Annotated in this window: 24 protein-coding genes and 1 pseudogene; 15 read left to right on the top strand and 10 right to left on the bottom strand. The window is 71.1% G+C overall.

The window, feature by feature from the left end; all coding sequences use genetic code 11:
• The 4 genes and pseudogenes from ACWGIG_RS10470 to ACWGIG_RS10455 form a co-directional block, all read left to right on the top strand.
• Nucleotides 1-324: pseudogene (locus tag ACWGIG_RS10470) on the top strand (hypothetical protein); the annotation flags it as partial.
• 9 nt (nucleotides 325-333) lie between these two features.
• Complete coding sequence (locus ACWGIG_RS10465; protein ID WP_453321132.1) at nucleotides 334-1,008, top strand: amino acid ABC transporter permease; 675 nt, start codon at nucleotides 334-336, stop codon at nucleotides 1,006-1,008.
• 28 nt (nucleotides 1,009-1,036) lie between these two features.
• Nucleotides 1,037-1,882: an amino acid ABC transporter permease gene (locus ACWGIG_RS10460; protein ID WP_453321131.1), complete on the top strand. Its 846-nt coding sequence runs from the start codon at nucleotides 1,037-1,039 to the stop codon at nucleotides 1,880-1,882.
• Between the two features lie 100 nt (nucleotides 1,883-1,982).
• Nucleotides 1,983-2,693 carry a lysophospholipid acyltransferase family protein gene (locus ACWGIG_RS10455; RefSeq protein WP_453321130.1) on the top strand — a complete coding sequence of 237 codons (711 nt, stop codon included), beginning with the start codon at nucleotides 1,983-1,985 and terminating at the stop codon, nucleotides 2,691-2,693.
• Between the two features lie 185 nt (nucleotides 2,694-2,878).
• Here the strand turns inward: ACWGIG_RS10455 and ACWGIG_RS10450 are convergent, their stop codons facing one another.
• From ACWGIG_RS10450 to ACWGIG_RS10415, 8 genes are all read right to left on the bottom strand, one after another.
• On the bottom strand, nucleotides 2,879-4,504 hold the full coding sequence (locus ACWGIG_RS10450) for an alpha/beta hydrolase (RefSeq protein WP_453321129.1): 1,626 nt from the start codon (nucleotides 4,502-4,504) through the stop codon (nucleotides 2,879-2,881).
• 175 nt (nucleotides 4,505-4,679) lie between these two features.
• Nucleotides 4,680-5,453, bottom strand: a complete 774-nt coding sequence (locus ACWGIG_RS10445) for an urease accessory protein UreD (protein WP_453321128.1) — start codon at nucleotides 5,451-5,453, stop codon at nucleotides 4,680-4,682.
• A complete protein-coding gene (ureG, locus tag ACWGIG_RS10440; RefSeq protein ID WP_453321127.1) occupies nucleotides 5,450-6,142 on the bottom strand; it encodes an urease accessory protein UreG in 693 nt (230 codons plus the stop codon). Before ureG ends, ACWGIG_RS10445 begins: the two co-directional genes overlap by 4 nt.
• Before the next feature lie 117 nt (nucleotides 6,143-6,259).
• Nucleotides 6,260-6,901, bottom strand: a complete 642-nt coding sequence (locus ACWGIG_RS10435) for an urease accessory protein UreF (RefSeq protein WP_453321138.1) — start codon at nucleotides 6,899-6,901, stop codon at nucleotides 6,260-6,262.
• 193 nt (nucleotides 6,902-7,094) lie between these two features.
• On the bottom strand, nucleotides 7,095-8,861 hold the full coding sequence (locus ACWGIG_RS10430; protein WP_453321137.1) for an urease subunit alpha: 1,767 nt from the start codon (nucleotides 8,859-8,861) through the stop codon (nucleotides 7,095-7,097).
• Nucleotides 8,854-9,165, bottom strand: a complete 312-nt coding sequence (locus tag ACWGIG_RS10425) for an urease subunit beta (RefSeq protein ID WP_453321136.1) — start codon at nucleotides 9,163-9,165, stop codon at nucleotides 8,854-8,856. The genes ACWGIG_RS10430 and ACWGIG_RS10425 overlap by 8 nt, the downstream gene beginning before the upstream one ends.
• A gap of 32 nt (nucleotides 9,166-9,197) precedes the next feature.
• Complete coding sequence (locus ACWGIG_RS10420) at nucleotides 9,198-9,500, bottom strand: urease subunit gamma (protein ID WP_453321135.1); 303 nt, start codon at nucleotides 9,498-9,500, stop codon at nucleotides 9,198-9,200.
• A 145-nt stretch (nucleotides 9,501-9,645) separates the two neighbouring features.
• Complete coding sequence (locus tag ACWGIG_RS10415; RefSeq protein WP_453321126.1) at nucleotides 9,646-9,957, bottom strand: type II toxin-antitoxin system Phd/YefM family antitoxin; 312 nt, start codon at nucleotides 9,955-9,957, stop codon at nucleotides 9,646-9,648.
• A gap of 124 nt (nucleotides 9,958-10,081) precedes the next feature.
• Here ACWGIG_RS10415 and ACWGIG_RS10410 point away from each other — a divergent pair, with 124 nt between their 5' ends.
• From ACWGIG_RS10410 to ACWGIG_RS10400, 3 genes are all read left to right on the top strand, one after another.
• Nucleotides 10,082-10,714 carry an ATP-dependent Clp protease proteolytic subunit gene (locus tag ACWGIG_RS10410; protein WP_453321125.1) on the top strand — a complete coding sequence of 211 codons (633 nt, stop codon included), beginning with the start codon at nucleotides 10,082-10,084 and terminating at the stop codon, nucleotides 10,712-10,714.
• Nucleotides 10,715-10,722: 8 nt separating this feature from the next.
• A complete protein-coding gene (locus tag ACWGIG_RS10405; protein ID WP_453321124.1) occupies nucleotides 10,723-11,031 on the top strand; it encodes a hypothetical protein in 309 nt (102 codons plus the stop codon).
• Between the two features lie 363 nt (nucleotides 11,032-11,394).
• Nucleotides 11,395-11,874, top strand: coding sequence for a C40 family peptidase (locus ACWGIG_RS10400; RefSeq protein ID WP_453321123.1), 480 nt, complete (start codon nucleotides 11,395-11,397; stop codon nucleotides 11,872-11,874).
• A 78-nt stretch (nucleotides 11,875-11,952) separates the two neighbouring features.
• On the opposite strand, the gene ACWGIG_RS10395 is transcribed toward ACWGIG_RS10400, so the two are convergent.
• The gene (locus ACWGIG_RS10395) at nucleotides 11,953-12,384 is read right to left on the bottom strand and encodes an ATP-binding protein (protein ID WP_453321122.1); all 432 of its coding nucleotides are present in this window, start codon (nucleotides 12,382-12,384) and stop codon (nucleotides 11,953-11,955) included.
• Nucleotides 12,385-12,623: 239 nt separating this feature from the next.
• On the opposite strand from ACWGIG_RS10395, the gene ACWGIG_RS10390 reads away from it, so the two are divergent.
• Both ACWGIG_RS10390 and ACWGIG_RS10385 read left to right on the top strand, forming a co-directional pair.
• A complete protein-coding gene (locus ACWGIG_RS10390) occupies nucleotides 12,624-13,472 on the top strand; it encodes a helix-turn-helix domain-containing protein (protein WP_453321121.1) in 849 nt (282 codons plus the stop codon).
• 51 nt (nucleotides 13,473-13,523) lie between these two features.
• On the top strand, nucleotides 13,524-13,748 hold the full coding sequence (locus ACWGIG_RS10385; RefSeq protein WP_362415813.1) for a DUF397 domain-containing protein: 225 nt from the start codon (nucleotides 13,524-13,526) through the stop codon (nucleotides 13,746-13,748).
• Nucleotides 13,749-13,778: 30 nt separating this feature from the next.
• Here ACWGIG_RS10385 and ACWGIG_RS10380 read toward each other — a convergent pair whose 3' ends face one another.
• A complete protein-coding gene (locus tag ACWGIG_RS10380; RefSeq protein ID WP_453321120.1) occupies nucleotides 13,779-14,936 on the bottom strand; it encodes an 8-amino-7-oxononanoate synthase in 1,158 nt (385 codons plus the stop codon).
• 158 nt (nucleotides 14,937-15,094) lie between these two features.
• Between ACWGIG_RS10380 and bioB the strand changes: the two genes are divergently transcribed.
• The 6 genes from bioB to ACWGIG_RS10350 all read left to right on the top strand — a co-directional run bounded on the left by bioB (nucleotide 15,095) and on the right by ACWGIG_RS10350 (nucleotide 20,657).
• Nucleotides 15,095-16,258: a biotin synthase BioB gene (bioB, locus tag ACWGIG_RS10375; protein ID WP_453321119.1), complete on the top strand. Its 1,164-nt coding sequence runs from the start codon at nucleotides 15,095-15,097 to the stop codon at nucleotides 16,256-16,258.
• Nucleotides 16,251-17,543: an adenosylmethionine--8-amino-7-oxononanoate transaminase gene (locus ACWGIG_RS10370; RefSeq protein ID WP_453321118.1), complete on the top strand. Its 1,293-nt coding sequence runs from the start codon at nucleotides 16,251-16,253 to the stop codon at nucleotides 17,541-17,543. The genes bioB and ACWGIG_RS10370 overlap by 8 nt, the downstream gene beginning before the upstream one ends.
• Nucleotides 17,544-17,733: 190 nt before the next feature.
• Nucleotides 17,734-18,474, top strand: a complete 741-nt coding sequence (gene bioD / locus ACWGIG_RS10365) for a dethiobiotin synthase (RefSeq protein WP_453321117.1) — start codon at nucleotides 17,734-17,736, stop codon at nucleotides 18,472-18,474.
• Between the two features lie 5 nt (nucleotides 18,475-18,479).
• Nucleotides 18,480-18,827 carry a VOC family protein gene (locus ACWGIG_RS10360; RefSeq protein ID WP_453321116.1) on the top strand — a complete coding sequence of 116 codons (348 nt, stop codon included), beginning with the start codon at nucleotides 18,480-18,482 and terminating at the stop codon, nucleotides 18,825-18,827.
• Between the two features lie 66 nt (nucleotides 18,828-18,893).
• Nucleotides 18,894-19,577, top strand: coding sequence for a class I SAM-dependent methyltransferase (locus tag ACWGIG_RS10355; protein WP_453321115.1), 684 nt, complete (start codon nucleotides 18,894-18,896; stop codon nucleotides 19,575-19,577).
• A 300-nt stretch (nucleotides 19,578-19,877) separates the two neighbouring features.
• On the top strand, nucleotides 19,878-20,657 hold the full coding sequence (locus ACWGIG_RS10350) for an ABC transporter ATP-binding protein (protein ID WP_453321114.1): 780 nt from the start codon (nucleotides 19,878-19,880) through the stop codon (nucleotides 20,655-20,657).
• The last annotated feature ends 5 nt before the right edge of the window (nucleotides 20,658-20,662 follow it).

The raw sequence follows: 20,662 nt of genomic DNA, 5'->3' as shown, positions 1-20,662 counted from the left end.
GGCCTGGAGAACAAGGCCGTCGACGCCTTGACCAACGACGACTCGATCCTGGCCGGATTCGCGGGCCAGGAGCAGCACCGGGGTAAATTCCGGCTCGCCGGGCTCAGGCTGAGCGACGAACGCTACGGCGTGGGGATCGCCAAGGAGGACGTCGCGCTGCGCCGCGACGTCAACCGGGCGCTCGCCGCGATGGTGTCCGACGGCTCGTGGAAGAAGGCCGTGCGCGCCCACTTCGGTCCCGGCGGTTACGTCCCCGAGAAGGCACCGAAGATCGACGAGACCGGCGATCCGGGTGATGCGGGCGGGACCGGCGGATCGGGCTGAGGTCGCGGCGTGTCCGGGTTCCTCGACCCGCAGCGCTACGACGTGCTGGGCGCGTTCGCGGTGACGGTGCGGCTCGCGCTCTGGTCCGCGGCCGGGGCGCTCGTCTGGGGCACGGTGCTGGCGGCCCTGCGGGTCAGTCCCGTACCGGTGATGCGGCTGTTCGCCGCCGGGTACGTGACGGTCGTCCGCAACACGCCCCTGACCGTCATCGTCGTGGCCGCCTCGCTGGGCCTCCACCAGACGCTGGGCGTGGCTCTGGGCGGGGCGACGGCCAAGGAGTCGGGTTTCCGGCTCGCCGTGCTCGCGCTCGCGGCGTACACGGCGACGTTCGTCTGCGAGTCGTTGCGCTCGGGCATCAACAGCGTGGACGCCGGACAGACCGAGGCCGCCCGCGCGCTCGGACTGAGCCTTCCGCAGGTCCTGGTGTGCGTGGTGTTCCCGCAGGCGTTCCGCAGTGTGGTGGTCCCGCTGGCCACCGTGCTGATGTCGCTGACCAAGAACACCACGGTGGCCGCCGCGATCGGAGTGGCCGAGGCCGCACTCCTCATGAAGGAGATGATCGAGAACGAGGCCGACGTGATGTTCGCCGTCTTCGGCGTCTTCGCCCTGGGATTCGTCTGCCTCACCCTGCCCGTGGGCCTGCTGCTGAACCTGGTGGGCCGACGGGTGGCGGTACGGCGATGAACGGGTCGCGGTCGCGGGAGGCGGGGCCGTGAGCGGGCTGCCGCCGCTGTACGACTCCCCCGGTCCGCGGGCCCGTCGTCGGCATGCGTGGTTCGCCGTCGCCTTCGTGCTCGTCCTGGTCCTGGGGCTGGCGTGGGTGACGTACAAGATGGCCGGGCGCCATCAGCTCGACGCCGACAAGTGGAGCCCCTTCGTCACGGACGTACGGGTGTGGACCCAGTTCCTGCTGCCTGGCCTGCGCACCACCGCCGAGGCTTCCGCGCTGGCCATGTCCCTGAGCCTGCCCCTGGGCGCGCTCCTCGCCGTGGCCCGGCTCTCCTCCCGCGGCTGGCTGCGCCGCACGACGGGTTCCCTGACCGACCTCCTGCGGGCCGTCCCGGTTCTGCTGCTGATGCTGCTGGCCAACGAGGCGTACGCGCGCTTCAGCGACGTCTCCCCCGACACCCGCCCCTTCTACGCGGTGGTCACCGGGCTCGTCCTCTTCAACGCAGCCGTCCTCGCCGAGATCGTCCGGGCGGGAATCCTCGCGCTGCCCTCGGGGCAGGCGGACGCCGCCAGAGCGGTCGGTATGCGCGAGTACCAGGTCATGGCCCTGGTGCTGCTCCCCCAGGCGGTCACCGCGATGCTGCCGGCCCTGGCGAGCCAGCTGGTGGTCGTGGTCAAGGACACCGCGCTGGGCAGCGAGATGCTCGGCTTCGGCGAACTGCTGCACCAGGCGAGGCTGATCGCCGCCAACTACGGGGCCAACACCATCGCCTGCCTGACCGTGGTCGCCGCCCTCTTCATCGCGCTCAACTCCCTCCTGACCACTCTGGCCGCCCGCACCGAGCGCTTCCTCCGCACCCGGCCCTCCCGCCACGACCGGGCGTACTGACGCGGGACGGGCCCTGCCCCTACACTGAGCGCCCCCGAATCAAGCCCTGACCAGCACAGGACAGCTCACGAGGCGGTCCGTCACCCTAGGGAGCAACCGGGTGTTCTACTACGTGCTCAAACACGTCGTCCTCGGACCGCTGTTGAGACTGCTGTTCCGGCCCCGGATCGAAGGGCTGCGGCACATTCCCGCGGACGGGGCGGCGATCGTCGCGGGCAATCACCTGTCGTTCTCGGACCACTTCCTGATGCCCGCCGTACTGAAGCGGAGGATCACCTTCCTTGCCAAGGCGGAGTACTTCACCGGGCCCGGCCTGAAGGGGCGGCTGACGGCCGCGTTCTTCCGCAGTGCGGGGCAGATTCCGGTGGACAGGTCGGGCAAGGAGGCCGGGAAGGCGGCCGTGCGGGAGGGGCTCGGGGTGCTCGCGAAGGACGAGTTGCTGGGGATCTACCCGGAGGGGACGCGGTCGCACGACGGGCGGCTGTACAAGGGGAAGGTCGGGGTCGCGGTGATGGCGATCAGGGCGGGGGCGCCTGTGGTGCCGTGCGCGATGGTCGGGACGTTCGAGATCCAGCCGCCGGGGCGGAAGATCCCGAAGGTCAAGCGGGTGACGATCCGGTTCGGGGAGCCGCTGGACTTCTCACGGTTCGCGGGCATGGAGAACGAGAAGGCGGCGCTGCGGGCCGTCACCGACGAGATCATGTACGCGATCCTGAACCTGTCCGGCCAGGAGTACGTCGACCGGTACGCGGCCGACGTGAAGGCCGAACAGGCCGCGCAGGGACGGAAGTTCCCCCGCCTTCGGCACTGAGCGAGCTCGCGGTACCGAGCGAGTCCGCGGCACCGAGCAAGCCCGCGGCATCAAACAGGCCATCGGCACCGAGCAGACCCTCGGCACCGGGCACGGGGACGCCGTGCAGGAGGACACCGTGCAGGGGACGGCCGGTGGGAGAGCACCGGCCGCCCCCGGTTCGGGCGGCTTTCGCCGGTCCGGAGTTAGGGCTTGGGCGTGGCGTGCGGGGCGCACGTCACGTCACTGCTGTCCAGCTTGCCACTGAGCAGGTAGGCCTCCACCCTGCCGTTGAGGCACGGGTTCTCCAGGTTGGTGATGCCGTGCGAGCCCGCGTCGCGCTCGGTGATCAGGCGCGAGCCCTTGAAGCGCTTGTGCAGTTCGACCGCACCGGCGTACGGCGTGGCCGCGTCCCGGGTGGACTGGGCGATCAGCACCGGCGGCAGACCCTTGCCGGTCCTCACCTCCGTGGCGTGCTGCTGCGGGGCTCCCCAAGTGGCGCAGGGAAGGTTCATCCAGGCGTTGGACCAGGTGAGGAACGGGTACTTCTCGTGCAGCCGGGTGTTGTCCCGGTTCCACTTGTTCCAGCTGGTCGGCCACTTGGCGTCCGCGCACTCGACCGCCGTGTAGACCGCGTTGGAGTTCTCCGAGGCGATGTTCCCCGCGGTGTCCTCCGGGTGCGGACCGGCCTTCGCCACGAGGGTCGCCGTGTCACCCGCGAGGTACTTGCTCCAGACCGAGGCGACCGGCGCCCAGGAGGAGTCGTAGTACGGCGCACCCTGGAAGTAGATGATCAGTTCCTGCGGGCCGACGAGTCCGCCGATGGGGTTCTTCTTGGCCGTGGCACGCAGCTTCTCCCACTGCTGCCGGACCTTCTCGACGGTGTCGCCGATGTGGTAGGTCGCGTCGTTCTTGGCGACCCACGCCATCCAGTCGTTCCAGCGGGTCTCGAAGGCAATGTCCTGGTCGAGGTTGACCTCGTACCAGATCTTCTTCGTGGACGGGTTCACGACGCTGTCGAGGACCATCCGGCGCACGTGCGTCGGGAAGAGCGTGCCGTAGACGGCGCCCAGGTAGGTGCCGTACGAGACGCCCAGGAAGTTGAGCTTCTTGTCACCGAGCGCGGCCCTGATGACGTCCAGGTCGCGTGCCGTGTTGGGGGTGGTCATGTGCGGCAGCATCCAGCCGCTGCGCTCCTTGCAGCCGGCCGCGTACTCGGCGGCGAGCTTGCGCTGGGCGCGCTTGTCGGCCTCGCTGTCGGGCACCGGGTCGGCCTTCGGCGCCTTGATGTACTCCTGCGGGTCGACGCAGGAGATGGGGGTCGACTTGCCGACTCCCCGCGGGTCGAAGCCCACCAGGTCGTACGCCTTGGCGGCGCCCGCCCAGATCGTGTTCTTGGTGACGACCCGGCGCGGGAACTTGAGGCCGGAGCCGCCCGGCCCGCCCGGGTTGTAGACCAGGGAGCCCTGTCGGTCCTCCTTGGAGCCGGTGTTGGCGATCTTGTCGACGGCGATCTGGATCTGTCTGCCGTACGGCTTCTTGTAGTCCAGCGGGACCGTGACGTAGCCACACTTGATGGGCTTCTCCAGCCCCCAGTCGGCCGGGCAGTCCTTCCAGGCGATGCCGTGCCTGGCTGCCCGGTCGGCCGCCACCTTCACGCCGTGGGCTTCCGAACTCCGGCCGTACTGGCTGCTGCTGGAGTCCTGCTGCTGCCCTTGTGCAGACTTTCCCTGTACGTCATCGGCGGTCGCGGCCGGTGCGGCCATCGCGCCCGCTATGAGCGTGCCCGCGAGCAGTGTGCCGGCCGAGCCGAGCACTGCGGTGCGTCGCAAGTGGACCTCCCCCTGTGAGTTTCCTCTAGTCCCCGGAAACGGGTGTGGGCGGCATCCTTCCGCCCGGAGGGATGCCGCGACCAGACCGTACTGGTGTTTCTTTGCCGAACCAATAACCGGTGCGAGATGTCCCGCTCAGCGGTACTGCGCCTGCTCGGCGCGGACTCGGCGCATTTCACGTGCTCCGGACGGCGGACGCGCGGGCGACCGCCGGTGACTCCAGCACGCCGTCCAGGATCAGGCGCAGTTGCCTGGCGTCCGGCGCCACCGCCGTCACGAGTACGGCGGGTCCGGCGAGAGGCGTCAGCACCGCGGTCCCGCCGAGCAGCCGGGGCTGCGGGTCAGGATGCGCCAACTGCTCGTCCACCACCAGGAGTTGACCGGCCGCCCGGTGGCCCCCGAGGACCGCGCCGCCGTCCCAGCCGCCCGGTGCGCCCGGACCGTAGGCGAGCTCCTGGTCGAAGAGCGGGCGTCCGCCGCGGTGGACCGTGAGGCGGGTGACGAGGGTGCCGGTGGACTCGCCGTGGCGGCCCAGCACCTGCTCCTCGCGGAGCACCAGGCGGGCGCTGGGGGCGAGTGCGACCCGGGTGGTCATCCGCAGGTCGCTGCCGCACGCGGAGATCAGCTGCTCCGGCAGCCAGCGCAGCTCCGCTTCCTGACCCACCGTCAGCCGGACGTCGTAGTGGGCGGTTTCGAGGGTGCGTCCGGGCAGGGCGACGGTGGCGGCAGCCGCGTCGACGGTCAGCCGGGCACCGTCCAGGACCTCCGCCTCGACGGCGAGACGGTCGCCGCCGAGCGGTGCGCTCATGGCGCCGACGACGGTGACCCTGCTGCTGCCGGGTCCTTCCGCGGATCTCGTACGGCGCAGGGCGAGCGGCCCGTCGCTCTCCAGGACCGGAAGCCGGCCGCCGGGAGCGGCGACGATCCGGGCGGTGGCACGCAGGCTCATGCGGTACGGGCGGGCCCGGTCCAGCCGGCGAGCTGGGCGCGCACCCAGTCCGCGATCGGCCCGACACCCTCGCCCGAGGTCAACGACGTGAAGACGACGGGGAGTTCACCGCGCTGCTCCTTCGCGTCGCGGGCCATCCGCCCCAGGTCGGAGCCGACGTACGGCGCGAGGTCCGTCTTGTTGACGACGAGGAGGTCCGCGGTGGTGACGCCGGGCCCACCCTTGCGGGGGATGTCGTCGCCGCCCGCCACGTCGATGACGAATACCTGCGCGTCGACGAGGCCCTTGGAGAAGGTGGCGGTGAGGTTGTCGCCGCCGGACTCGACGAGGATCAGATCGAGCGGGCCGACCGCGTCCTCCAGGTCCTCCACGGCTTCGAGGTTCGCGGAGATGTCGTCGCGGATCGCGGTGTGCGGGCAGGCGCCGGTCTCGACGGCCTGGATGCGCTCGGGCGGCAACACCGCGTTGCGCAACAGGAATTCGGCGTCCTCGCGGGTGTAGATGTCGTTGGTGACGACGGCGAGGGAGAAGGTGTCGCGCAGCTCGCGGCAGAGCGCGGCGACGGTCGCGGTCTTGCCGGACCCGACGGGCCCGCCGAGCCCGATGCGCAGGGCGCGCCGGGTTCCGTCGGGGCGGTGGGCGTCGGCGCTGACGGCGGTGGCGGAGGAGTGGTCGTGGTCGAGGTGCATGGTCCGGCTCCTTGATTCTTGCGTTCCCGCGTTTTCCTGCGAGTGCTGCGTTTCCTGCTGGTGCTGCGGGTGCTGCGTTTCGTACGGGAACTGCGGGTGCTGCGTTTCGTACGGGTGTTACGACGCGAAGAGGCGTACGGGCCAGGCCGCGTGTGCCTCCGCCGTGATGTCGAGCAGAGGGGCGGAGGCGGCGGGCAGGGCGTCGATGCCCTCGTACGCCGCCAGCGCCGCGCGCTCGGCGACCAGGTCCAGCTCGGGGGCGAGCCGCGCAAGTACGCCCGTGGCTTCGAACGGGTCCAGGCTCAGCAGCCGTACGACCGCGGTGGCGGCCCCGCTGACGCTCTCGTACGCGGCACAGTGCGCGGCGTCCTCGGGCCCGAGCCCGGCGGAGCGGGCCGCGAGGCCGAGGACGACGGGCTGGTGCACTCCGCGCGGCCGGGCGGCGGCGAGCGCGTCCAGCTCGGGACAGGGCCAGGTGGCGCGGGCGGCCCGCATCATCTGCCGGCCGAGCTTGCGGGCGGTGGCACGCAGGGCGGGTGAAGGGGTCCTGGCGTCGGCGGCCCCGTCGAGGTCGAGCGGGTCGAGCCCGAGCGCGGCTGCCGCGGCCAGGGCTGCGGTGGTGAGCCCCGCGGTGTGCAGCCTCCCGCGGCAGAACGCGGCGAGGTCCCGGTGGTCCCGGATCCGTCCCGCCTTCACCGCGGCCTCCGCCCCGCCGGAGTGCGCGTGTCCCCCGGCGGGGAACCGCCCGTCGGCAAGCACGAGAAGAGCGGCACGGGCCCCGGGAGCGGGCCTGCGGGGAGCTGGGGCGGGCGCGGAGTCGCCGTCCCGTACGACCTGCGCGTGCGACTCTGCGGCCACCGGGGCAGCCGTGGGCGGGGGTACGGCCGGGTCGGGGGCCGTTCGTGTCGAAGGAGGCGTGCGTACAGCCGTTCGGTCCATGTCGCGGCGCCCCTCAGAAGAGGAAGTAGCGCTGGGCCATGGGCAGTTCGGCCGCCGGGGCCGGGTCCACCGGGTCGCCGTCGATGGTCACCGTGAAGGTGTCCGCGTCGACCTCGACGCGCGGCATCGCGTCGTTCTCCCGCATGTCCGCCTTGGTGACCCCCCGGGTGCTGGTGATCGGCACGAAGGACTTGCCGACGCCGAAGCGCTCACCCATCCGCTCCGCGAGGCCGTCCTCGATCGCCGCCTCGGCGACGAAGTTGAAGGAGTTCGCGGCCGGGGCTCGCCCGATCGCGCCGAACATCGGCCGGGGCAGGACCGGTTGCGGAGTGGGGATCGACGCGTTGGCGTCGCCCATCTGCGCGTAGGCGATCTGGCCGCCCTTGAGCACGAGCAGCGGTTTGACGCCGAAGAAGGCGGGCTCCCAGAGGACGAGGTCGGCCAGCTTGCCGGTCTCGACCGAGCCGATCTCGTGGGCGAGCCCCTGGGCGACGGCCGGGTTGATCGTGTACTTGGCGACATAGCGACGTGCCCGGTGGTTGTCCGCGCGCCCGTCGCCCGGCAGGGAGCCGCGCCGCTTCTTCATCACGTGGGCGGTCTGCCAGGTCCGCAGGATCACCTCGCCGACCCGGCCCATCGCCTGCGAGTCCGAGGAGATGATCGAGATCGCGCCGAGGTCGTGCAGGATGTCCTCGGCCGCGATGGTGGAGGGCCTGATGCGGGATTCCGCGAACGCCAGGTCCTCCGGCACCGCCGGGTTGAGGTGGTGGCAGACCATCAGCATGTCGAGGTGTTCGTCGAGCGTGTTGAGGGTGTGCGGCCGGGTGGGGTTGGTCGAGCTGGGCAGGACGTACGGCTCGGAGACGACCGTGATGATGTCCGGCGCGTGTCCGCCGCCCGCACCCTCGGTGTGGTACGCGTGGATGGTGCGGCCCGCGATGGCGGCGAGGGTGTCGCCGACGAACCCGGCCTCGTTCAACGTGTCGGTGTGGATGGCCAGTTGGGCGCCCGTCTCGTCGCAGACGCTCAGGCAGGCGTCGATGACGGCGGGGGTCGCGCCCCAGTCCTCGTGGATCTTGAAACCGAGTGCGCCGCCCCGGAGCTGGGCGTGCATGGCCTCGCGGGACATGGTGTTGCCCTTGCCGAGCAGTCCGATGTTCACCGGATAGTGCTCCAGCGCGGCGAACATCCGGGACAGGTGCCAGCCACCGGGCGTCACCGTGGTCGCCTTGGAACCCTCGGCGGGTCCGGTGCCGCCACCGACGAGGGTGGTGATGCCACAGGACAGCGCCGACTCGACGACGGTCGGCGAGATGAAGTGGACGTGCGCGTCGATGGCCCCGGCGGTGACGATCCGGCCGTTGCCCGCGATGATCTCGGTCTCGGGGCCGATGACGAGGTCGGGGTGGACGCCGTCCATGGTGTCCGGATTCCCTGCTTTGCCGATGCCGGTGATGCGGCCGTCGCGGATGCCCAGGTCTGCCTTGACGATGCCCCAGTGGTCGAGGACGACGACACCGGTGACGACCGTGTCCGGGGCGCCTTCGGCACGGGTCGTACGGGCCTGGCCCATGGATTCGCGGATGACCTTGCCGCCGCCGAACACCGCCTCGTCGCCCGCGAGTCCCGGCCCGCCGGAGCGGTCCTCCTCGATCTCGACGAGCAGATCGGTGTCGGCGAGCCGGATGCGGTCGCCGGTGGTGGGGCCGAACAGGTCGGCGTACACCGCGCGGGCGATCCCGGGATGCGCGGAGCCCTCCGTGCGTACGGACTCAGACATCGAGGGCACCGCCAATCTCCCCGCGCAGTCCTGCGACGATGCGCCGGCCGCCGATGGGGACGAGTGCGACGTCGACGGGGATGCCGGGCTCGAAGCGCACGGCCGTACCGGCGGCGATGTTCAGCCGCAGGCCGCGGGCGGCGGTGCGGTCGAAGTCGAGGCCCGGGTTGGCCTCGGCGAAGTGGTAGTGGGAGCCGACCTGGACGGGCCGGTCGGCGGCGTTGAGGACGGTGAGGCGGGTGACGGGGCGGCCCTCGTTGAGGAGGACGGGCCCGTCCGCGTACAGGATCTCGCCGGGGACCATCGGCGTGCGGTCCCCGGGCGCCGGCAGCGCCGTCACTGGATGGGCTCGTGCACGGTGACGAGCTTGGTGCCGTCCGGGAAGGTCGCCTCGACCTGTACGTCGTGGATCATCTCGGGGATGCCGTCCATGACCTCGTCGCGGTGCAGCACCTTGCGGCCCGAGGACATGAGCTGGGCGACGGTGTGGCCGTCGCGCGCGCCTTCGAGGATGTGCGAGGTGATGAGGGCGACCGACTCGGGGTGATTGAGCCTCACCCCGCGCGCCCTGCGCTTCTCGGCCACGTCGGCGGCCACATGGATGAGCAGTCGTTCCTGCTCGTGCGGGGTCAGCTGCACTTGGTCCACACCTCACAGTCCTCGCGCCGGGCCGCCCGGCCCGGCTGTCGCGGTCACCACGACGGACATAGGTGTATCACCCACCTAGCAAAGCGGATGCAAAGGCCTCACCAGGACTCTTCCGTCAGGCACCGTCACAACGAGGCTAGTTGCGCGGAGTTTCGGTCGCGTTAACTCCGTCGTCGCCGTGCCCACCCCGGTATTCGGCGGCGATGCCGAACCGCCGGCGTTCGCCCGGAGCGGACGTCAGGGAGCCGATCGACGAGACCGAACTGATCACCTGCTCCTCGGCCTGCTCCGGCTCGCTCTCCAGTCGCTCCAGGTCAGCGGCGGAGACCAGTGCGACGAGCGGCTTCCCGTGACGCGTCACGACCACCCGCTCCCCGCCGTACACGACGCGGTTGATCAGGTCGGCGAGCTCTGCGCGGGCTTGCGTCACCGGAATCTCGTAGGTCATGCTCACCATCGTACTGAACGTACGTCCTGTACATTTTTTACAGAGGTGGCAGCCCTCCGCTGCCGCGGCAAGAGCAGTCCAGACCAGGCCGAGCCAGGCCGGTCACGGCCAGAGGGAGCGCGCCATGATCCAGCCGTCCGCCCGTTACGTCCTGCCCTCGTTCACCGAACGCACCTCCACGGGGACCCGCACCCTCGATCCGTACTCGAAGCTGCTCGGCGAGCGGATCGTCTTCCTCGGAACCCCCGTCGACGACGCGTCGGCGAACGACATCGCGGCACAGTTCATGTACCTGGAGCACGACGCCCCCGACCGGGACATCTCGCTCTACATCAACTCCCCCGGCGGCTCGTACACCGCGATGTCGGCGATCTACGACACCCTCCAGTTCGTGACCTGCGACGTGGAGACGATCTGCCTCGGCCAGGCCCTGGACGCCGCAGCGGTGCTCCTCGCGGCCGGCAGCCCCGGCAAGCGGCTCGCACTGCCGGGCGCCCGGATCGCGCTCAGCCAGCCCGCCCTGGACGAGCCCGCCCAGGGGCAGCCCTCCGACCTGGAGATCCAGGCGCAGGAGCTGGTGCGGCTGCGCTCGATGACGGCGGGGATGCTGGCCCGGCACACGGGCAGGACCGCCGAGCAGGTCGAGTCCGACTTCGACCGCACGCGGATCCTCGACGCCGAGGACGCCCGTGCGTACGGACTGGTGGACCGGATCGTCGAGACCCGCCGCGCCGGCCTGTCCCCCGCCCCCCGGTAGGCGGGCGGATGCTGCCGCCGGAGCTGCCGCCGCTGCCCGCGCTGACGCGGGCCGAATGCGACTTCCTGGACAGCTATCTGGAAGTCCTCGACTCACTGGGACGGATCAACCCGTCCCGCAGTACGGACACTTACGGCGCCCTGCGCGCCGCACAGGCGCTCGTCGGCCGGGCGACGGCACTGCGCGACGCACTCACCCTGATGTACGAGCGGGGCGAGACCGGTATCCACCCGGCCACGCTCGGGCGGGCGCTGCGCGTACTGGACGGGGAGCGGCGGGCCGGACGTCTCACCGTGCCGCCGGAGCAGGCGAGTTGATCATCGGGAGCCACCCCCGGACGGGCACACCCGCACCAGGACGCATCCCCCGTTCGGCCCAGTCACGTCTACCCCGTCCGCACTGATCGAGTTGCGCAGTTCGTCCGGAGCACGATCGGAATGATCTGTTCCGGTGCTGGTGCGGGCCTCCTCGCGACCCGACACCGATGATCGGATCAGCCCTTGTCCACCCGAACGGGTCAGTGGTGAGGAGCCTCACAAACACCCCTTCCCGCTCGGAAACCAGGCGTTCACCGGGTCAAGATCCGGGGGACGACAAGCCCCCGCCGTCGTGGCGGGGCGGTCCTGACCGGCGCCGTACCTCAGGCGCCGCCGGGACGTCTGGTCGACGAAGGGTTGCGCATGACCGCGCACATGCACGCACCTGTCCCGTCGCTGATCGCCAGGGCCTCCATCGCATCGGCCCTCACCCTCGCCGTGGCGGGCGCCCCGATCCTGATTCCCGGAGCCGCTCCCGAGGCCGAGGCCGCGACGCTCGCCACGAAGGCGCTCCAGATCGCCGCCTCGAAGCGTGGTGCGCCGTACAAGTACGGGGCCGCAGGACCGAACCGCTTCGACTGCTCGGGGCTGACGCTGTACTCGTTCAAGAGGGCGGGCAAGAGCCTGCCGCGCACGGCGCAGTCGCAGTACAACAAGACCCGGCACATCTCCGCCTCGGTACGCAAGCGAGGGGACCTGGTCTTCTTCCACCACGGGCGCAGCGTCTACCACGTCGGCATCTACGCGGGCAGCAACAAGATCTGGCACTCGCCGAGGCGGGGTGCGGTGGTACGACTGGAGCGCATCTGGTCGAAGAGCGTGTGGTACGGGCGGGTGAGGTGACGGTCGGTCAATTCGACTGAGTCAGCGGCGTGTTGGGGCTTTCCCCCCGGCACGCCGCCGCCTTCGCCGCCCGTACGCCTATCTCTGCACCGGTGCGCTCCAGGGGAGCGCGATCCACACCGTCTTGCCGCCCTCCGCGGTGGGCGTGACCGACAGCCGGCCCCCGCACTCCGCCGCGAGGGAGCGGATGATGACCATGCCGCGCCCGTTGTCCTGCTGGACGGCGGCGGGCAGTCGCTGGGGCCAGCGCGGATGACTGTCGGTGACGCCGATGCGCAACTGCTCGTCCCGCTCCAGCTGGACGTCCACCGTGAAGGTGGGCGACTGGCCGAAGGTGTGCTGCACGGCGTTGGTCGCCAGCTCCGAGACGATCAGCCGAATGGTGTCGGCCACCTCGGAATCCACCGGCAGGCCCCATTCGGCCAGCACTTCGGTGACGTACTTCCGGGCGGTGGAAACCGAAGCTGGATCGCTCGGCAGGGTGACGGATACTTCCTGGTGGTCAGCCATGGCGACGTTGTCCCTTTCCCACCGGGGCCGGAGATCAGAACTCGGACGCGGATCCGTGCGGGAGCGGCCCCGGACTCGTTCCGCGCCAGAGTGTCACTCATGGTGCCGCCACAAGTGGCGTTCCTCCCAGACATACATATATCTGCCACTCAATGTAGTGAACTCTGCTACGCAGGGCCGGACATGACCGGCAGAATGGCCCCGGCGGGGAGCCATGGAACGCGCGATAGGAGTCGGTCATGCGACACGGTCCCGCGGTGCGCCGGCGCAAGCTCGGGGAAGAGTTGCGCAGGCTGCGCGCCCGGGCAGGGCTCACCAGTCCGCAGGCCGCGCGTCTCGCCGGCTGGCACCAGTCGAAGGTCAGCCGGATCGAGACCGGGCACAGCGGTGTGAAGCCGGCGGACGTGGCACTGCTGCTCTCGGTGTACGACGTCCGAGAGCCCCAACTGCGGTCGCTCCTGGAGGCGTTGGCCGAGACGTCCGGGGAGTCGGGCACCCAGTGGTGGCACGCCTATCGGGGTCTGCTGCCGCCCCAGTACCGGGACTTCATCAGTCTGGAATCGCAGGCGTGCGCGGCGCGCACCCTCGAAACCTCGGTGGTTCCGGGGCTGTTGCAGACACCGGACTACGCACGGACCGTCACGAGGGCAACGTTGTCCGGGCTGCCGGTGCGGAAGATCGATTCACTGGTGGAGGTGCGCCTGGCCCGGCAGGAGGTCCTGCGGGCGGCCTCGCCGCTGGCCCTGAGTGCCGTGCTGGACGAGGCGGTACTGCGCAGGACCGTGGGCGGCGAGCGGGTGATGAAGGAGCAGATGCGGCATCTGCTGGAGATGGCGGAGCTGCCTCATGTGCAGTTACAAGTGTTGCCTTTTGAGGCGGGTGCACACACGGGTCTCACTGGGGCTTTCGTTATCTTCTCCTTTCCGAACATTGCTGATCTGGATGTGGTTGTTATTGACCACTTGGCGAGTAGCCTCTATTTGGAACGGAAAGAAGACCTCGCCCAGTACGCAACCGCTTTCCAGCGGATCCAGGCCCAGGCTCTTGCACACAAGGACTCGCTGGATCTGATCGCGGGCGTCCGCTGACCCGCGATTCACCCACAACCCCATACCGGTAACGCCGCGCAGGGAGGAACCATGTCCCCACACCTCGCGAACGTACCTTCCAGCCTGCAGTTGCACGGCGCAGCGTGGCGCCGCAGCAGCCGCAGCACAGGCATGAACAACTGCGTCGAGACGGCGACGGCCCTCGGTGGCCTGCTGGCCGTCCGTGACTCGAAGCGCGTGAGCCGCCCCGCCCTTCTCTTCAGCGCCGACGCCTGGTCCCGCTTCGTCGGCGCGGTGCGCACGGAAGCACTGTGACGCACCACGACACGGTGAACCGACGGCTCGTCAGGACGCGGGTGCGGTACGGACGATGGTGTCCACCGCAGCCGCGATCTGCGCGTCCGTGAGATCGGCCCTGGCCGTCAGCCGCAGCCGGGAGATGCCGTCCGGGACGGAAGGCGGCCGGAAGCAGCCGACGCCGAGGCCTTCGGTGCGGCAGTCGGCCGCCCACCGGAGAGCTGCCTGCGCCGACGGGGCACGGACGGAGACCACGGCCGCGTCCGGGCGTACCGCGGCGAGCCCCGCGGCGGTCAACTGCCGGTGCAGTGCGGCCGACACGTCGCGCGCACGGGCGGCCCGGCCGGGCTCGCGGCGCAGCAGTCGCAGGCTCGCGAGGGCCGCTCCGGCGGCGGCGGGGGCGAGTCCGGTGTCGAAGATGAACGTACGGGCCGCGTTGACCAGGTGGTCGATGACGTGCGCCGGGCCGAGGACCGCGCCGCCCTGGCTGCCGAGGGACTTCGACAGGGTGACGGTCGCGACGACGTCCGGTGCGCCCGCGAGGCCCGCTGCGTACAGGGCGCCGCGCCCGCCTGCGCCGAGCACACCGAGCCCGTGTGCGTCGTCGACGAGCAGGGCTGCACCGAACTCCCTTGCCACGACCGCGAGTTCGGCGAGCGGGGCGGCATCTCCGTCCACCGAGAAGACGGAGTCCGTGACCACGAGCGCCCGTCCTTCGTGCCCGTCGAGGGACTTTCGTACCGCCTGCGGATCGGCGTGCGGGACCACGGCGGTCTCGGCGCGGGACAGCCGGCAGCCGTCGACGATCGAAGCGTGGTTGCCCGCGTCGGAGACGATCAGGGATCCGCGGCCGGTCAGTGCGGTGAGCGCGGCCAGATTGGCCGCGTAGCCGGAGGAGAGCACGAGGGCGGCCTCGAAGCCGGTGAACCCGGCGAGTTCCCGCTCCAGTTCGGCGTGCAGGTCGGTGCTGCCGGTGACGAGCCGCGACCCGGTGGCACCCGCGCCCCAGCGCTCCGCCGCGTCGGCGGCGGCCCCGACCGTCTCCGGGTGGCGGGTCAGTCCGAGGTAGTCGTTGCTCGCGAGGTCGAGGACGGGGCTGTCCGCGGGGCGCGGGCGCAGCGTCCTGACGAGACCTGCTCCGGCACGGCGGGCGGCCTCCTCCTCGATCCAGTCGAAGGGGTTCGCGGGCACGGGGCGATCGGGCATGGTGGGGACCCTCCGATGGGGCAGCACTTTGTAGGCAGCCCACAGACACTAGCCGGACCGGATCCCCGTCAGGGTGTGGCAATACCCACACCTCCAACCCGTGCTCTTGTCCGGATCCTCCTTGGCCCGGAGCCGTGCCGTAGGTCAGGATCATGCTCATGGACCTGCTGAACACACTGGTGGAGAAGGGGCTTCGGCGCGAGCTGCCGACCCGCGAAGAAGCGCTCGCCGTCCTGGCGACGACCGACGACGAACTGCTCGACGTGGTGGCCGCGGCCGGCAAGGTGCGCCGCCAGTGGTTCGGGCGGCGGGTGAAGCTCAACTACCTCGTCAACCTCAAGTCGGGGCTCTGCCCCGAGGACTGCTCGTACTGCTCGCAGCGGCTCGGCTCCAAGGCCGAGATCCTGAAGTACACCTGGCTGAAGGCGGACGAGGCGTCGCAGGCCGCGGCGGCCGGTGTCGCGGGCGGCGCGAAGCGGGTCTGCCTGGTGGCGAGCGGGCGCGGCCCCACGGACAAGGACGTGGACCGGGTCTCGAAGACCATCGAGGCGATCAAGGAGGCCAACGAGGGCGTCGAGGTCTGCGCCTGTCTCGGCCTGCTGTCGGACGGCCAGGCGGAGCGGCTGCGGTCCGCGGGCGCCGACGCGTACAACCACAACCTCAACACGTCGGAGTCGACGTACGGCGACATCACCACCACGCACACCTACGCGGACCGCGTCGAGACCGTCCAGCAGGCGCAGGCGGCGGGCCTGTCCGCGTGCTCGGGCCTGATCGCGGGCATGGGCGAGTCCGACGCGGACCTGGTCGACGTCGTCTACGCGCTGCGCGAGCTGGACCCGGACTCGGTGCCGGTCAACTTCCTCATCCCGTTCGAGGGGACGCCGCTCGCCAAGGAGTGGAACCTCACCCCGCAGCGGGCGCTGCGCATCCTGGCGATGGTCCGGTTCGTCTGCCCCGACGTGGAGGTACGGCTCGCCGGCGGTCGCGAGGTGCATCTGCGGACGATGCAGCCGCTCGCCCTGCACCTGGTCAACTCCATCTTCCTGGGCGACTACCTGACCAGCGAGGGCCAGGCGGGCCAGGCGGACCTGGAGATGATCGCGGACGCGGGCTTCGAGGTGGAGGGCACGGACACGACGACGCTGCCGGAGCACCGGGGCGGCGGCGGCTGCGGTTCCGTGTGCGGCGATTCCGTGTGCGACGACGAGGGAGCACCGGTTCCCGCCGCGCGCGAGCCCGATGCCGTGGCCGGGGCCCGTACGGATCTCGTGTCGGTACGTCGCCGGGGTGCGGGCACCGACGTGGCGCCCAATGCCTGAGCACCTCTCCCCCGCCGAGCTCCTGCGTCTGGACCGGGAGCACGTCTGGCATCCGTACGGTCCGATGCCGGGCCGCGCCGAACCGCTCGTCGTGGAGTCCGCGTCGGGGGTCCGGCTGCGGCTCGCCGGTCCCGCCCACGGCCGGACCGAGCTGATCGACGGCATGTCGTCGTGGTGGTCGGCGGTGCACGGCTACAACCACCCCGTCCTCAACGAGGCGGCGGCGGAGCAGCTGGGGCGGATGAGCCACGTGATGTTCGGCGGACTCACCCACGAACCCGCGGTGCGGCTGGCCGCCAGGCTCGTGGAGATCACCCCGGAGCCGCTGCGGCACGTGTTCCTGTCGGACTCGGGGTCGGTGTCCGTCGAGGTCGCGGTGAAGATGTGCCTCCAGTACTGGCGCTCGGTGGGCCGCCCGGCCAAGCAGCGGCTGCTGACCTGGCGCGGCGGCTACCACGGCGACACCTGGCAGCCGATGGCGGTGTGCGACCCCGAGGGCGGCATGCACCAGCTGTGGCAGGGCGTCCTGCCGCGCCAGCTCTTCGTGCCCGAGCCTCCGGTGGAGTACGAGGAGGGGTACGCGGACGAGCTGCGGGCCGCCGTCGCCCGGCACGCCGACGAGCTGGCCGCGGTGATCGTCGAGCCGGTGGTGCAGGGCGCGGGCGGCATGCGCTTCCACTCTCCCGAGTACCTGCGGGTGCTGCGTGAGGCGTGCGACGCCCACGACGTACTGCTGGTCTTCGACGAGATCGCGACCGGATTCGGCCGCACCGGCACCCTCTTCGCGGCCGACCAGGCCTTTGTCTCCCCCGACGTGATGTGCCTCGGCAAGGCGCTGACCGGCGGCTATCTGACGATGGCGGCCACGCTGTGTACGTCGCGGGTGGCGGACGGCATCTCGCAGGGCGAGGTCCCGGTGCTCGCCCACGGCCCGACCTTCATGGCCAACCCCCTGGCCGCCGCGGTCGCCTGCGCGTCGATCGACCTGCTGCTCGGCCAGGACTGGCAGCAGGAGGTGAAGCGGCTGGAGGCGGGCCTGCGGGACGGCCTCGCGGAGGCCGGGTCGCTGCCCGGCGTGCGGGAGGTACGTGTCCTCGGCGGCATCGGAGTCGTACAGCTCGACCACGCGGTCGACATGGCTGCCGCGACGGAGGCGGCGGTACGGGAGGGCGTGTGGCTGCGACCGTTCCGGGACCTCGTGTACACGATGCCGCCGTACATCACGACCGACGAGGACCTGGCACGGATCTGCCGGGCGGTGACAGCAGCAGCGGCAGCGGGCTGAGGCGCCCGGGCGGCCGGGGGGGGCGGCACGGCTCGCGCCAGTGGGTGCGGGCGTCCCGGGCTCCGCCCGGTGCACGGCTGCGCCGCGCGTCCTCAAACGCCGGACGGGCTGAAGATGCCTGCTTTCAGGGGCGCGGGGAACTGCGCGACCAGCCACAACGAACCCGCACGCAACAAGGAGCAGCACACGCATGAGCACCATCGTCGTCACCGGCACGAACACCGACATCGGCAAGACCGTCGTCACGGCCGCCCTCGCCTCCCTCGCCCGCGCCAAGGGGCAGCGCGTCGTCGTCCTGAAGCCCGCGCAGACCGGCGTCGGCCCCGCCGAGGACGGGGACGCCCAGGTGGCGGCCAAGCTCGCCGGTGACGGCGTCGGTGTCGTCGAACTCGCCCGGTTCCCGGAACCGCTCGCCCCTGCGACCGCCGCCCGCCGGGCAGGCATGGCCCCGGTGACGCCTCAGGACGTGGCCGATGCCGCACGCAAGCTGGCGACCGAGTACGACCTCGTGCTGATCGAGGGGGCGGGCGGGCTCCTCGTCCGGCTGGACGGGAACGGCGGCACCCTCGCCGACGCGGCCCGCCTGCTCGGTGCTCCCGTGCTCGTCGTCGCCGCTCCCGCCCTCGGCACGCTGAATTGCGTGCAGCTGACCTCGGAGGCCCTGCGGGCGAGGGAGCTGGAGACGCTGGGCGTGGTCATCGGCTGCTGGCCCGACGCGCCGGGACTGGCCGAGCGGTGCAATGTCGGCGAGCTGGCCGAGATGGCGGGAGCTCCGCTGCTGGGGGCCGTGCCCGAGGGTTCCGGCGCACTGGATCCCGTACGGTTCCGGGCGCGGGCGGGCCGGTGGCTCGCCCCGGAACTGGGCGGGCACTGGGACGCGACCGCGTTCGAGTCCCGGGTCGCCGCGTCCGCCGCACCGTCCGTAGGGTGAGCGCCATGCGCGCACGAATTGACGAGATCGTTTTCGACTGTGCCGATCCGGCGGCCCTGGTGCGGTTCTGGGCCGGCCTGGTGGGCGGCGAACCGGTGGACCGGAGCCCGGACTGGTCGTACGTCGACGTGCCGGACTTCACCCGGCTGGCGTTCCAGCGGGTGCCGGAGGGCAAGGCCGCCAAGAACCGGCTGCACATCGATCTGGTCGCCGAGGACATCCCGGCCTTCAGCGCGGAGGCGGTGACGCTCGGGGCGACCCTCAGCGGGGGGATCGTGACGCAGGAACCCGGGTCGTTCCAGGTGCTGCTCGATCCCGAGGGCAACGAGTTCTGCTTCGTTTCCGGCGCGTGACTGGCCGACTCCTCTCCGCAGCGGGCACACTCGCGGTATCCGCCCGTACCACGGAGGAGATTCGAGATGGCCCGTTCCCGGTCGCAGCGCGGCAGGATCCCGCACGACGCCGTGCACCATCCGCTGTTCGCCCGGGTGTATGCGCGGGTCAGCGTCTCGGCGGACCGGAGTGGGGGGATCGCCGCGTACCGGGCCGAGCTGCTGACCGGTCTGTCCGGCCGGGTCCTTGAGGTCGGCGCGGGCAACGGGCTGAACTTCGCCCACTACCCGGCCGCCGTCTCCGAGGTCGTGGCCATCGAACCCGAGCGTTCCCTGCGGGAGTTGGCGCTGCGCGCGGCGATCAGGGCGGAGGTCCCGGTGGACGTGGTGCCGGGTGCGGCGGAGGCGCTGCCGGTGAAGAGCGAGGCGTACGACGCGGTGGTGTTCTCCCTGGTGCTGTGCAGCGTACGGAACGTGGAGCGGGCCCTCTCGGAGGCCAGGCGGGTCCTGCGGCCAGGCGGTGAGCTGCGGTTCTTCGAGCACGGGCGGGACGAGGGGCGGTGGATGGCCAGGACCCAGCGGGCGCTGGACCGTACCGTGTGGCCGCTCCTGTTCGGCAACTGCCACACCTCGCGGGACCCCCTCGCCGCACTCACGGCCGCCGGGTTCGAGCTCGGCCCCCACCGGCGGCTGAACGTACCGGAGAAGGGGATCCGGCTGCCGTCGTCGGCGTGCGTACTGGGGACGGCGCGGCGGCCCGGCACCGCCTGAGCACCTGAGCGACCCTCCGGCCCCGCCCCGGTCCGGCCACCGCCTCACTCCGTCCGCCCTGCCGTCCTTCACGGGTCGCGCCAGGTCCCGCGCCTGCTCGGCCGACGACTCGCCTTCAATCCGCAGGCGGCGAGGTAGCCGTACGCCACGGAGGAGCCAGGCGAGGTCAACCGGACATTTCGGATGCCCCTTACAGGTACTCTGCGCACCCGACCTCCGGGGGATGTGCGCGCCCGGCAGACACCTCTACTCTCTTTGTTTCCAAGGGAGTTGGGGCGACCGCAACCCGGGGAGGCCGTCGTGTCCACGCCTGCTGCCGAATCCGCCGCCACACCTGCCGCCGCCGCCCGTGCCCGCAGCCTGACCAAGGCGTACGGGAGCGGCGAGACCGCCGTCCTCGCCCTGGACGCGGTCGACATCGACATCGGGCGCGGGCGGTTCACCGCGGTGATGGGCCCTTCCGGCTCCGGGAAGTCGACGCTGATGCACTGTCTGGCCGGGCTCGACACGGTCTCGGCGGGACAGGTGTGGCTGGGCACGACCGAGATCACGGGGCTGCGCGAGCGGGAGCTGACACAGCTGCGGCGGGACCGGATCGGTTTCATGTTCCAGTCGTTCAACCTGCTGCCCACCCTGTCCGCGGCCGAGAACATCACGCTGCCGATGGACATCGCGGGGCGCCGCCCCGACCAGGAGTGGCTGGACCGGGTGATCAACACGCTGGGGCTGCGCGACCGGCTCACGCACCGCCCCTCCCAGCTCTCCGGCGGACAGCAGCAACGGGTGGCCTGCGCAAGGGCGTTGGCCTCCCGGCCGGAACTGATCTTCGCGGACGAGCCGACCGGGAACCTCGACTCGCGGGCGGGCGCCGAGTTGCTCTCGTTCCTGCGCGAGGCCGTCGACGCGCTGGAGCAGACGGTGGTGATGGTCACTCACGACCCCGGCGCAGCGGGCCACTCCGACCTGGTGGTCTTCCTGGCGGACGGCCGGATCGTGGACACCATGTCCGGGCCGACGGCCGAGAGCGTGCTGGAGCGGATGAAGCGTTTCGACGGCATCGCCCGCCTCCGCAAGGGCTGACGGAC

This window comes from Streptomyces sp. NPDC054863, assembly GCF_053610825.1.
This window is presented reverse-complemented; position numbering and strand designations above follow the sequence as displayed.

Coding starts and splice junctions, on each gene's coding strand:
- ACWGIG_RS10445 (WP_453321128.1), bottom strand. CDS start 5,453: ATGAGCCTGCGTGCCACCGCCCGGATCGTCGCCGCTCCCGGCGGCCGG.
- ureG (WP_453321127.1), bottom strand. CDS start 6,142: ATGCACCTCGACCACGACCACTCCTCCGCCACCGCCGTCAGCGCCGAC.
- ACWGIG_RS10430 (WP_453321137.1), bottom strand. CDS start 8,861: ATGTCTGAGTCCGTACGCACGGAGGGCTCCGCGCATCCCGGGATCGCC.
- ACWGIG_RS10425 (WP_453321136.1), bottom strand. CDS start 9,165: ATGGTCCCCGGCGAGATCCTGTACGCGGACGGGCCCGTCCTCCTCAAC.
- ACWGIG_RS10415 (WP_453321126.1), bottom strand. CDS start 9,957: ATGACCTACGAGATTCCGGTGACGCAAGCCCGCGCAGAGCTCGCCGAC.
- ACWGIG_RS10410 (WP_453321125.1), top strand. CDS start 10,082: ATGATCCAGCCGTCCGCCCGTTACGTCCTGCCCTCGTTCACCGAACGC.
- ACWGIG_RS10405 (WP_453321124.1), top strand. CDS start 10,723: ATGCTGCCGCCGGAGCTGCCGCCGCTGCCCGCGCTGACGCGGGCCGAA.
- ACWGIG_RS10400 (WP_453321123.1), top strand. CDS start 11,395: ATGACCGCGCACATGCACGCACCTGTCCCGTCGCTGATCGCCAGGGCC.
- ACWGIG_RS10395 (WP_453321122.1), bottom strand. CDS start 12,384: ATGGCTGACCACCAGGAAGTATCCGTCACCCTGCCGAGCGATCCAGCT.
- ACWGIG_RS10390 (WP_453321121.1), top strand. CDS start 12,624: ATGCGACACGGTCCCGCGGTGCGCCGGCGCAAGCTCGGGGAAGAGTTG.
- ACWGIG_RS10385 (WP_362415813.1), top strand. CDS start 13,524: ATGTCCCCACACCTCGCGAACGTACCTTCCAGCCTGCAGTTGCACGGC.
- ACWGIG_RS10380 (WP_453321120.1), bottom strand. CDS start 14,936: ATGCCCGATCGCCCCGTGCCCGCGAACCCCTTCGACTGGATCGAGGAG.
- bioB (WP_453321119.1), top strand. CDS start 15,095: ATGGACCTGCTGAACACACTGGTGGAGAAGGGGCTTCGGCGCGAGCTG.
- ACWGIG_RS10370 (WP_453321118.1), top strand. CDS start 16,251: ATGCCTGAGCACCTCTCCCCCGCCGAGCTCCTGCGTCTGGACCGGGAG.
- bioD (WP_453321117.1), top strand. CDS start 17,734: ATGAGCACCATCGTCGTCACCGGCACGAACACCGACATCGGCAAGACC.
- ACWGIG_RS10360 (WP_453321116.1), top strand. CDS start 18,480: ATGCGCGCACGAATTGACGAGATCGTTTTCGACTGTGCCGATCCGGCG.
- ACWGIG_RS10355 (WP_453321115.1), top strand. CDS start 18,894: ATGGCCCGTTCCCGGTCGCAGCGCGGCAGGATCCCGCACGACGCCGTG.